Annotated in this window: 8 protein-coding genes; 5 read left to right on the top strand and 3 right to left on the bottom strand. The window is 41.3% G+C overall.

From position 1 onward, the window contains the following. Positions 1-44 precede the first annotated feature (44 nt). On the bottom strand, positions 45-890 hold the full coding sequence (locus BFP97_RS04720) for a hypothetical protein (RefSeq protein ID WP_139135184.1): 846 nt from the start codon (positions 888-890) through the stop codon (positions 45-47). Between the two features lie 132 nt (positions 891-1,022). On the opposite strand from BFP97_RS04720, the gene BFP97_RS04715 reads away from it, so the two are divergent. Together BFP97_RS04715 and BFP97_RS04710 are read left to right on the top strand one after the other, a co-directional pair. Beyond that, positions 1,023-3,113 carry a winged helix-turn-helix domain-containing protein gene (locus BFP97_RS04715; protein WP_221406589.1) on the top strand — a complete coding sequence of 697 codons (2,091 nt, stop codon included), beginning with the start codon at positions 1,023-1,025 and terminating at the stop codon, positions 3,111-3,113. Positions 3,114-3,197: 84 nt separating this feature from the next. Next, complete coding sequence (locus tag BFP97_RS04710) at positions 3,198-5,921, top strand: prolyl oligopeptidase family serine peptidase (RefSeq protein ID WP_083262428.1); 2,724 nt, start codon at positions 3,198-3,200, stop codon at positions 5,919-5,921. Positions 5,922-5,982: 61 nt separating this feature from the next. Here the strand turns inward: BFP97_RS04710 and BFP97_RS04705 are convergent, their stop codons facing one another. Next, positions 5,983-7,437, bottom strand: a complete 1,455-nt coding sequence (locus BFP97_RS04705) for a serine hydrolase (RefSeq protein ID WP_069841305.1) — start codon at positions 7,435-7,437, stop codon at positions 5,983-5,985. 258 nt (positions 7,438-7,695) lie between these two features. Continuing rightward, positions 7,696-8,676, bottom strand: coding sequence for a helix-turn-helix domain-containing protein (locus tag BFP97_RS04700; protein WP_069841304.1), 981 nt, complete (start codon positions 8,674-8,676; stop codon positions 7,696-7,698). A gap of 127 nt (positions 8,677-8,803) precedes the next feature. Between BFP97_RS04700 and BFP97_RS04695 the strand changes: the two genes are divergently transcribed. The 3 genes from BFP97_RS04695 to BFP97_RS04685 all read left to right on the top strand — a co-directional run bounded on the left by BFP97_RS04695 (position 8,804) and on the right by BFP97_RS04685 (position 11,555). Then, entirely contained in the window at positions 8,804-9,274 is a 471-nt protein-coding gene (locus BFP97_RS04695) for a hypothetical protein (protein WP_139135183.1), read from the top strand. A gap of 73 nt (positions 9,275-9,347) precedes the next feature. After that, complete coding sequence (locus BFP97_RS04690; RefSeq protein WP_083262426.1) at positions 9,348-10,457, top strand: DUF2911 domain-containing protein; 1,110 nt, start codon at positions 9,348-9,350, stop codon at positions 10,455-10,457. Positions 10,458-10,478: 21 nt separating this feature from the next. Further along, positions 10,479-11,555 carry a hypothetical protein gene (locus tag BFP97_RS04685; RefSeq protein ID WP_069841301.1) on the top strand — a complete coding sequence of 359 codons (1,077 nt, stop codon included), beginning with the start codon at positions 10,479-10,481 and terminating at the stop codon, positions 11,553-11,555. The last annotated feature ends 34 nt before the right edge of the window (positions 11,556-11,589 follow it).

Raw genomic sequence — 11,589 nt, 5'->3', positions numbered from 1 at the left:
ACTGCCCAGCAACGCTTTGATCTATTAAGAATAGCTGTTAAGTCTTATTTCTCATCTAGATATTCAAAGTGCTGCAACTTCAACCACCAACTTGTTACTTTCTTTTGATCCGCATTGTAAAGGCCTTGCGCCAGTACATAAGGAGCCTCATTAATAATGTGGAATTGATGCATTATGGCTGAGGTAGGGTTGTTTGTGTTTTCGACAATGAAGGGCCTTTTCTTCGTTTTATCTGGCATGGTAAAGTCCACCTGATCCGTAACAATGCCTGCCGCTAAGGTGCTTTGTGCCGATGGTGCATTATAAAGTGGCTGTAGTTTGATTTTCTTACCAACCTCTAGATCCATAGCACCCCACATAAGAAAACGCAATTGGCGAAACCCAAAGCTTGGGGCCGAAGTCTTTAATTCTTTAAAGTCGACCTCACCGGTTGAAGTGTTCAACCTTGAGGTAGTGATCTTATCTTCTAAAACCCTCACACTGGTATAGTCTTGTGGTGTTCCGGCTTTCGGGCCAACGGCCATATACATTTGTAGGGTCTTTTCGTCCAAGTAATAGAACTGTGTTCTTGCATTTGTATCGTGGAACTCCTTAGCACCCACATCATGGTATTCAAAGAGTATCACTCTTTTTCCGTACCAGTAGACATACTGAGCCGACATTATGATCTGGTCATTGACTTTTTCGCCTCTGGCATTGGTATAGGTACGTCCATACACAGCTCTATAAGGGCGGAAGTTCTTTAAGTTAATATCCTTTGGTGCTGTAGGCGCCCAAGTCTGCATATCCGCAAACTTCTGCTTATAAGGATGTAAACCCTGCGCAAAAGCACCGCTTGAAATCAAAGCCAGTGTTATGGCGAGGGTAATTATTTTTGAGTTCTTTTTCATGATTTGAGATTTTGTTTTCATTTAAAACCATTCAAATCTTGTCCTTTCAACCTCGCTAAAAAGGATGGAATAGGACTTTTTATGTGACGATTTTGTGACTTGACCAATCAGAATTGTTATCTCCCGTATATTGTGTCAAAGAAGTATATGGGAATTAAGGAATCGTTCAAAATAGGTGATTGGTTGGTTGAACCCGAGTTGCTGATGATCTCTAAGGGGTCAGAAAATCGCAAGTTGGAATTCAAGACAATGGAGATTCTGACTTGCTTGGTGTCGCATCAGGGTGAGGTCGTCAGTAAGAAGAAACTTCATGATGAAGTTTGGTCTGATGTCTATGTGACTGACAATGCCCTCACAAGAGGAATGTCAAAACTCAGGAAGGCACTTGATGATGATCCCTTGAGCCCAAAGTACATCGAGACGATCAGCAAGTCAGGCTATCGTTTGATTGCGCCTGTGCGTTTTGGTGACTTTGCTTCCCAATCCGGTACTAACATTTTTAATGAGTCATCACGAACAAATGGTTGGCTCTGGCTTGTACTATCAGCTTTGGTGGTGAGTGCTGTTGGCCTGGTGAGTTCGCTCTCAAAAGATCAGTATACCGGCTTTTATGATCCAATTCCTGTTTCCACACTTCTAGGACCTGAGAGAGCACTCGCCATTTCTCCTGACGGTCAAAAAATATCCTTCAGTTATGCCGAACCGGGTTCACCTAATTCAGATGTCCATATTAAAATGTTGGACGATCTCAGTGAAATGAAATTTACAAAGCTGCCAAGTCCACAAGGTTACGGTATATGGTCACCAGATGGTAATTACATGGCTTATGTGAGTGCCGAAAATCGAAGTTGCGAGATCTTTAAAGAGCCTAGCTTTGGTGGAGAGAAAGTGAAGATAGGGAACTGTTATCGATCACCTGATGACTTTGTCTGGTCACCTGACGGGAAGACCATTGCCTTTACCGATATAAAGTCAGAAGGCGATAATCGAAAGATCTATTTCTTGGATATCGAATCAGGCGAGACTTCGGAAGCCATAGCTGCTGGAGGAATCGGAGATCGAGACCCAGTTTTTTCGCCCGATGGCAGTCACTTGATCTTTAGAAGAAATCTAAGCGGTCAACAGAGGGATATCTATAAAATGGAATTGGCCAGTGGCGATTTAACACGACTCACATTTGATGATGCCCAAATATTGGGTTTGGACATTTTCGATGAGGGCAAACAGATTGTATTTTCCTCCAATCGGGCAGGAACCTGGGCACTTTGGAGAACTTCTATTGACGGAGGTCTTATTTCCAGGCTTCATATCAACGATCGAGTACCCACAGAACCAAAGTTTGCTAGGCAGGAGGATAGAATGGTATATAAAAGCCTAAGGGATCAAACAAGAATTTGGTCTACAGAAAAAACCAATAATCAATTTGGACAGCCAATGGAGGTGGCCAGTTCTACAAGGGCTGAAATTCACCCGTCACTATCTCATGATGGGAAGAAGGCGGCCTTTATTTCCGATCGATCCGGTCACTTTGAAATCTGGGTCAAGAATTTCGAGGACAACAACCTGACTAAAATGACTTCATTGGAAGGAAGCTTTCTGAATATGCCTTCCTGGTCAGCTGATGACCGACAATTGATTTTTGATGCCAGAATTGATGGAGACCACGCGATATACTCTATTGATCTTGCTTCGAAAATGATGACTGCACTGGTTGACTTAGATGGCGATCAGGTCAATGCGCGTTTTGCAAGAGACGAGGAGTTATTTTACTTCGCTTCCAATCATGAAGGCAGTTGGCAGATTTGGAAACAATCTATTGAGGCGACTGAATCGGAACCTCAGGCAGTAACCAAGGAGGGCGGATATTTCATGCATGAAAGCCCTAAAGATGGCCTGCTTTATTATACTAGGATAGACACGATCGGCATATGGAGGATAAATAATGAAGGCAAAGAAGAACTATTCATTCCGACCATGAACAATGTGGACTGGGGTAACTGGATACCAACAGTAGAGGGTATTGTTTATGTCGATAGAAGCTTTGGCCTGCAGTTCTTTCTTCAGTCTTATGATATCAATGTTCCACCTGTACCCATTTTCACTCCAGCAAAACGAATTCAAGGTGCTAGCCCAAGTCTATTTGCAAATCCCGAAGGCACTAAGATCTTCTATGTGCAAATTGAACAAAGCGAAGATGAGATTATGATGGTGGACTTTAGGTGAGTCATACGCACCTTGTCTATAGCCTTATTTAAGTAGTATATTTAATGTGTCAAAAAGACATATTCTCAACCAAGTATACTAATCATGAAGATCACCCTCAATCAACGCGTTTTCAGTCTTTTATTTGTTTTGACTCTGTTTTTCCAGCCTATTGTTGGACAAGAGCTGAAACCGCTGACGCTAGAAGACTATGCCCAATGGAACAGAATAACCAACACATCTATATCACCTGATGGTCTGTGGATGACTTACGCCTATGCGCCCAATGAAGGCGATTCCAGGTTACATGTTAGAAGAATTGATGGTGACACGATCAGGACATCCATCAACGGGAAAAGAGTTTCATTCTCAGAAAACAGTAAATGGGTAGCCTACCTAGTGGATCCTGCTAAGGCAGAAGCAGACAAATTAAAAGCCTCGAAGAAGCGAGTACAAAGCAGCCTGCATTTGCTAAGTCTGAATGACAATAATATCCAGGAGTTTAAAGGAACCAGGTCGTTCTCATTTTCTGAGGCCACAAATTACATTGGTATTCACAAAAACGCAGTCGATCCAAAAGCAGAACACAAGGGAAGTGACCTGCTTCTGAAGGATTTACAAGGGAACCGGACATTGAACATTGGTAATGTCTCCAGTTATGCTTTCAACAAGACTGGAAGCCTTTTTGCCTATACGGTGGATGCGGACGAGGATAGCGGGAATGGACTCTATGTGATTAACTTGACAGACCTAAGATCATGGCCTCTGCATACGGGTGCCTACACCTATGCTCAAATGTCATGGAATAAGGGAGGGGACAAGATTGCAGTGCTATTTGGTGATAAGAAAGACGGTAATGTTGAGCGAGATAATAACATCTATTGGGCCGAAGGCTTGGCTGCTGGTATGACAAATCCAGCAAGCCAAAATGAGTATGCTATTCAGAAAGAAAATTATGTGATCAGCGAGTACAGTCCTCTTCGATGGAATGAGGCTAATACCCAGCTCTTCTTGGGTATTAAAGCGCAATCAGAGGAAGTTAAGAAAAGTGACATGTTAAAGGCCAACGTGGACGTTTGGCATTGGAAAGATGAAGTCGTCCAATCTCGACAAATGATTACGGCCAATCGTGATAAGAGAGCCACGCATACGGCTGTGCTGAATCTTGGCAATAAGCGATTGATTCAAATCGGTACTGAAGACATGTCTTTCGCACGGACAAATCAACATTCAAACTGGGCGGTTGCTTCGGTCGATACTGCCTATCGTGCGGTTAGAAATATGCCGGCCGGCTATGCTGATTTGTATGCAGTGAATACTTCCACAGGCGATCAGTCTTTGATTGCTGAGCGGGTGTATAACAATATGGGCATCTCACCAAAGGGTGATTATGCTTTATATGCTCGAAATGGAGCAACAATGCTTTACAATTTTGAAACCAAGGCCACGACCAACCTTTCAACCCGTTCGGATCTCAATTTTCAAAACCTTGAATTCGATAGGCCCGTGGAGAAACCCACCTATGGTATTGCTGGCTGGTCTGCCGATGGCAAATGGGTCATGCTGAATCATAAATACGATATATATGCTTTTTCACTTAACTCGAATGAAGTAATTAACCTAACACAAGGAATAGGTCAGGATCAGGAGATACGTTTTAGGCTTGTGCAGTTAGATCCCGATGCCGATCGTTTTGATGTGAGTGAAAATCTATTACTCAGCGCTTATGGTGAGAAAACCAAGAAGTCAGGTTATTACCAGGTAAAGGTGGGCAAAAAGCCTAAGGCCTTGCGTTTCGAGGATAAGATGATCGGCAGGTTGAATAAGGCCAAGAGTGCTGATAGGGTCATCTATACCGAGCAAACCTTTGTTGACTTTCCTGATTATTGGGTGTCTGACCTAACCATGAAAAGACCCAAGAAGGTGACAGATGCCAATCCCCAGCAATCAGGATACAAATGGGGCAAAAGAGTCCTTGTGGATTATACAGACAAGCGAGGTCATAAACTGCAAGCAACACTGGCACTTCCGGCTGATTATGAGGAAGGAAAGAAGTATCCAATGGTGATTTACTTCTATGAGAAAATGTCTCAGCGACATCATCAGTATTCTATGCCTACTTATGATGACCGACCGCATATGTCTACTTATGCCAGCAATGGTTATTTGGTGTTGATGCCAGATATCATCTATACCGAAGGCAAGCCGGGTACTTCTGCACTGGATGATGTGACTAGTGCAGCACAGGCTGTGATCGATCTAGGTTATGCCGATCCGGATAGAATCGGTCTACAAGGGCATAGCTGGGGTGGTTATGAGTCTTCATTCATCGTAACCCAAACGGATATGTTTGCCTGCGTAGTAACAGGGGCTCCATTAACCAACCTAATCAGTATGTACAATGTAGCTTATAAGCGATCGGGTAACTTGAACGGACCTATTCTTGAATGGTCACAAGGTAGAATGGCGGTAAGCCCATGGGATGATATGGAGCTTTATAGAAGCCAATCACCCATCCACCACGCACAAAACATCAACACGCCTTTTATGATATTACACGGTACTGCAGATGGGGCTGTGGACTGGGTACAAGGACTTGAGTATTACTCCACTGCCCGAAGACTGGGCAAAGAAGTGATTCTATTGTCTTACCCAGATGAACCGCATCACCTTTCCAAAGAAGAAAATCAAAAGGACTTTCAAATCAGAATGAAACAGTATTTTGATCATTACCTCAAAGATGCAGAAGCTCCTTTATGGATGAAAGAAGGGGTGAAGCACTTAGACAAGAAGAAGATCAAACCAGAGATGATGGGGAAGGAGAAATGATAGAGCTGCAACTTTTCACTAACCTTTGTCCTGGTTAGTGAAAAGCTGTCATTGTCATTCATCACTCTACTTTCACAAACTGTAAGCCTCCACCTGAGATTTCTTTTACTTCTCCTTGCTCGGTGACATGAAAAAGAAAATCCATAGGTCTTCCCGGAATTAGCTCCGCCAGTATCATGTCCTCATTAGCAGTGGGGACGGCTATGGCTGATAACTCTCCAAACCTGAATGACAGAGTTTCTTTCTCGATTGTAACTATGACATCGCCCATAAAGTCATTTTTGTAAGTTCCTGTATAGGCTTCTAGTTTCGTGGACAGACGCAGGTCATACTGCTTTGTCTGTTTGTCTCTTTCGATAGAATTGTTTTTTAGGTTTTCTATGAAGCCTTCAAGGTCCTTCAACTTTGACTCGTATTCTGTCTCGTCAGGTTCTAGACCCAAAAGCAGGTCATATGCATATGATGCAATGATACTATTGAGATTATCTCCAAAGTGTTGCTCATTAGCAAATACAGCAACACCAAGGTCTTCATCCGGTATAAAAGAAATGTGTGACTGATAGCCTATATAACCTCCAAAGTGATAGACGACTTGTTTATTTTTGTATGTCCCATTGTGCCAGCCTAGAGCGTACCCATTGTCAGTAAAGATTTGTCCCTTTTCCTCGGGATATTTTACAGTCTGCTTATGAGATTTTGAGATCACTCCTTTATAGGGCTGACTATTTCCTAGCCCTCCATTACTTAGGTTAAATTTTATCCATTGAGCAATATCTGCCACCGAACTGACCAAACCACCGGCTGAATGCATCAAAGCATCCGTTTTCATGGAGCCTTCAATGGTGCCCTCTGGCTGTGCTGAAATATATGGTTTAGCCATTGACCCGTTATTTGATATGATACTCGAAGTATTTATCATTCTAATAGGTTCAAAAATCTTTTCCCGCAACAAGTTTCTCCAATCATCACCAAATTCTTCACTCAGAAGTAATGCAAAAAGGTTGTATCCCAAGTTTGAATACTCATACTTAGAGTCGGTTTTTTGGGTTGCAGTTTCCAGTAATTCTATAGTTTTTTTATGGCTAAGGTTCCCTAGGTATGAACTTCTGAAGGTTATGAAGTTATTCGTTAACCCACTTGTATGGTTAAGCAGGTGGGTTATTGTCAGGTCATCGAATAAGGCATGGTTGCTTAATTCTTTGAAAGGCTTATAATTAGTCAAAGGAGCCTGTAAATCAACCCATCCTTCTTTTTCGAGTATTACTGCCAATGCTCCGATAAACGATTTGGTAGCAGAAGCAATATAAAACGCAGAATTTGCTGAAACGAGCTCTTTTGACTCTATGTCGGCATATCCATAACCCTTAGTAAAAACGGTTTCGTTGTTTTTAACTATCGTTATTGATAGTCCTGGTATTTCACTAAACCTCGCCTTAACGCTGTCTATAAACTTATCAACTCTATCGATTTCTTGTTGGTAGGGCTGGGCTTGGCAAACCACATAAAATAATAGCATAAAAAGACAAATTGGCCATTTGAAACTAGAACAGGTGAGTGATGGTGAAGAGCAATTTTCAGACTGTTGAGCCACATTTATTGTCTGACCTTTAGCACTTATCTCGATTGGGGTTTTAGTCTTATGTAGATTCATAAGGGCAATCTGCCATATTCTTAAAGCTCGAGTATCCTGATTTCGGAAATTCAGATATGAAAATGTATCAATAACTTATTCAGCTATTGCCCTCAAAGCTTGAATACAATTGTAAAAGAAAATTTAGGCAATGAGTTTTCTTTGGTACTCCCTTGGCGTCATGGATGTTTCCTTTTTGAAAACTGCGTAGAAGGTGGAAAGAGTGTTAAAGCCAGCATCAAAAGCTAATTGTTCAATTTTGGCCCCTTTGGCATCAGATTGCTTTAACTTTTCTTGTACATCAGAGATTCTTAGACTGTTTACCGTCTCTGGAAAAGTCTTCTTATAGACCTTCTTCGTTACTCTAGAAATAATGTACTGAGGAACACCTACCAGTTCAGAAAACTCTGATAAAGTTAAAGCTGACTGCCTGTAAACCTCATCTAACTCCAATGCATTTATGATTTTCTGCTCCAGCTGCAAGTTGACCTCTAGTTCATTTACCTTGGTCGAAAGTCTTGGTGCATATTTCAGAAAGTAAAAAAACATGCAATAAACCACAGCAGAAGAGATCGCGGTGCCTATGGCATATGAGTGTACATACTTGAAAAAGTATGGAAAAGTGAACGCGACTAGAAGGACCAGCATGAGCCTATAAAGCATCAAATCCCAGGGAGACAAATCATTATACGATGGGGAGCGAAAGATCAGAAGTAAATAAAAGCCTAGACTTATGCTACAAGCCAAATAAAACTGATCCAGGTAGTTGCCTAAAGTTATTATCCCTATGAAACCTGATACTGGGATAATGATATGAACCAAGTCGATCTTTCTGAAACTGAACTGATTTTCCTTGTGATATGAACCTTGAAAATAAAAGTAGAGAAGGGGTCCAAGGAGTGAAAACCCCAGGAAGCCCAAGGCAACACCAAAAGTTGATAGCTGTGGAATTAAAAAGAAAAATACTGACTTGGCGATCCTTACAGCCAAGGCCGAAACGATTAAGGCCAGTAATTTGGTCCTTGTGTTTAGTTGTTTTTTGACAAAAAGGAGATAGCTAATCATGAAAAAACACATGGCTACCGCAATGGAAGAGAATACAATAAGTACCACGTAAACGTTCATTCTACAATTTGTTGATTTTTCAAAACTGGCACTTGAGAATCCAGAAAAACTTTATCCGAATTTCTGAAATCAGGAACTTTGAAGCATTTTCCTGAGGCAAATTGGCATCGAAAACATATTGAATGCCATGCGAAATAAAGGAATTGTTGTCGTTGTCACAGCTCTACTTACCTGTTTAAACTTAAGTGCACAATCTTCTATAGACGATACTGATCAATTGAAAGAGTTGATCAACTCTATTTCAAAGGGAGTAAATAGTCAAAAATCCAACCTAATATTGGACGCATTTATTCATCCCTCGGCACTTATCTATTCTACTTTTCGGGGACTCTCCAGTGGTGAGTACTCTAAAAAATCAACAACGGCCCAAGGTCTTGCTGATTTTGTCAAGAATTCAGAAGAAAAGATCAATCAGGAATTTGACTTTATAGATGTTGAAATGATAGATGCAGGTAGAGCGATTGTCAAGACCTATTATAGGGTTCAAATAGATGGTAAAAAGTCTCACATGGGCGATGAGTTCTACTCTGTTATAAAAACAAAGGGCGGTTGGAAGATCATCTCGCTCATGTTCACTATGGAACTCTGGTCAGATTAACCCCTCCTGTTGAATCAAATTAAACCTTCCGAAAACAACATTTTAATATCAAACAATATCAAACCTCTTTAAGATGAAAGTCAGAAACCTAACTCTAATAATTCTATTTCTTACCACAATCAACCATTTGCAAGCACAACGGGCGAACGCATTTCACACGCTAAATTTACCAAGTGCTAGTCCACAGGTGAGAGAAATGCAGAAATTGGGAGTGACAGAAATCGAAATTGACTACCACAGCCCTGCACATAGGAATCGGGATGTTTGGAATAATCAATCGGTTATCCCTCAAAATGGGAATCCCTTTCCATGGAGAGCTGGGGCCAACATGAACACCACCATCTCATTCAGTACAGATGTAATGATTGAGGGCCAGAGCCTAAAAGCCGGTAAATATGGGTTTCACATAATACCCAATGGAAATAGTTTCGACCTGTTATTTGCCCACAACAACGACCTTTGGGGGAGCTATTACCTTGATGTTGACAAAGACGTGACACTAAGGGTAAATGTCACAGGGGTTGACACAGAGAATCAAGAGAGGTTGACCTATCGCTTCCTGGACAGAAAAGAGGACAGTTTGATAATTGGTTTGGAATGGGCAGATAAGCGAATTCCATTTACTGTCAGCGTAGATTTAAATGAGACAGTAGTTGCCAGTCTGAGAAGTGAGTTACGTGGTCTTAATACATATCGTTGGCAAGCTTGGAATGATGCCGCCAATTGGTGCTTACAGCATAATACTAACTTGGAGGAAGCATTACAATGGGTAGAAAGATCCATTTCCGGTGGAGTAAATGGTTTTGGGGCAAACAAGAACCTGACTAACCTAATGACCAAGGCAAACATCCAAAAGAAACTTGGTCTGGCTGAAGCTCTGGATTCAACCATTTCTGAGGCTATGAATACGATTGGTACACCAGCTGATGTAAATTACTTTGGTATTTTTTTAATGCGAGATCAGGAATTTCAAAAAGCTCAAGTACTTACCCAAAAAGGTCTTGATCAGAACCCCGAAACATGGTATTTACAGCTAAATCATGGCATTTGTAGTTATTTCCTAGGAAAGAAAAAGCAAGCCATTGCCATGCTGAATAGAGCTAAGGAAAATACTCCGGAGGCTTATAAGAGTTATGTCGATCGGGTTCTGAATGAAGTAAGAAATGGAACCTACAAGCTTTAGTCGAACGTGGTGGTGAGACGGATGAGAGCGACTTATTTGGCCTTTATAACTATTCTACTTACTGCTTCTAGTTGTATTAACCTTGATAGACAAGAGATTGAGTATTACAGTAAGCTCACTGGTATTATATCTCCTTATCTGGATTATAATCCCAGAGGTCAAGTTGACCTTGATACGTTGATGCCTCCTAGTTACTATAGAGTGAAGTACAACAGACGTGGTCAAATTTCTGATCTATCCTATTACAAGTCAGGTAAGCCAAGCAACAACAGTTATTATGGCACCCATAGGGTAGTTTATGAATACTCAAGGGGGCGCCTAATAAGGAAATACTTTGACACTGAGGGGAATAAAAGTGATATGAGTAGACACTATTATGGAGGTGGAGCTATTCATATGGAGGAATTTGAGCTTAGCGATTCTGGTATAAAGCAACGCCTATTTTTGCGAGATACTAACGGAATCAGGCTAACCTCTGGATTAGGACATTATGAGTTTAGATGGTCTTTGGCAACGGATAGTAGCGTTGTTCAGGAACAGTTTGATCAAGAGGGTAACCCGATTTATTTAACTTCCTATTTTCCCTTTCGGAAGTCAGTCATCTCCAAGGACAAAAGAGGTTATTTGGCGACAATTTCAAACCTAGACAACCAGAGCAACCGATTCGCCATGCAAAATGAGGCTGGCTATGCACATGTTGTTTTTGACTTTGACAATTACGGTAATGAAAGAGGCTGGTCGTTTTATGACATTCAAGGTGAGTTATCAAACCGGCAGGCTGTGGCTAATATGGAGTATGGTTATGCCCAGTGTCGATATGAATTTAAATATCGAAATCAGCCACTTGGTTTATCAGAGTATTTCTCCATGAATTTCTACGATAATCAGGATAGACCAGTAGAAAATGAATTAGGTATTCATAGGACTGTTTTTGAACTCGATCACAATGATAATTTAGTCGCCATGACATATTTCGATCAAAATCGGGAGCCCTGTGAACATCCGACACTTGGGTTTCATAGGGTGGAAATCAATTACGATGAGCTAGGGAATGAATTAAGCACAGTAAAATATACTGCGGATGGACAAGTCCAATAATTAAGCCCTTCAGAAAGTATTAATTGAATTAAGC

This window comes from Roseivirga sp. 4D4, assembly GCF_001747095.1.
Lineage (GTDB): Bacteria > Bacteroidota > Bacteroidia > Cytophagales > Cyclobacteriaceae > Roseivirga.
This window is presented reverse-complemented; position numbering and strand designations above follow the sequence as displayed.

Excerpts from the sequence above, each read along its gene's own strand:
- BFP97_RS04720 (WP_139135184.1), bottom strand. The coding sequence starts at position 890 with ATGAAAAAGAACTCAAAAATAATTACCCTCGCCATAACACTGGCTTTG.
- BFP97_RS04700 (WP_069841304.1), bottom strand. The coding sequence starts at position 8,676 with ATGAACGTTTACGTGGTACTTATTGTATTCTCTTCCATTGCGGTAGCC.
- BFP97_RS04705 (WP_069841305.1), bottom strand. The coding sequence starts at position 7,437 with ATGCTATTATTTTATGTGGTTTGCCAAGCCCAGCCCTACCAACAAGAA.
- BFP97_RS04695 (WP_139135183.1), top strand. The coding sequence starts at position 8,804 with ATGCGAAATAAAGGAATTGTTGTCGTTGTCACAGCTCTACTTACCTGT.
- BFP97_RS04690 (WP_083262426.1), top strand. The coding sequence starts at position 9,348 with ATGAAAGTCAGAAACCTAACTCTAATAATTCTATTTCTTACCACAATC.
- BFP97_RS04710 (WP_083262428.1), top strand. The coding sequence starts at position 3,198 with ATGAAGATCACCCTCAATCAACGCGTTTTCAGTCTTTTATTTGTTTTG.
- BFP97_RS04685 (WP_069841301.1), top strand. The coding sequence starts at position 10,479 with ATGAGAGCGACTTATTTGGCCTTTATAACTATTCTACTTACTGCTTCT.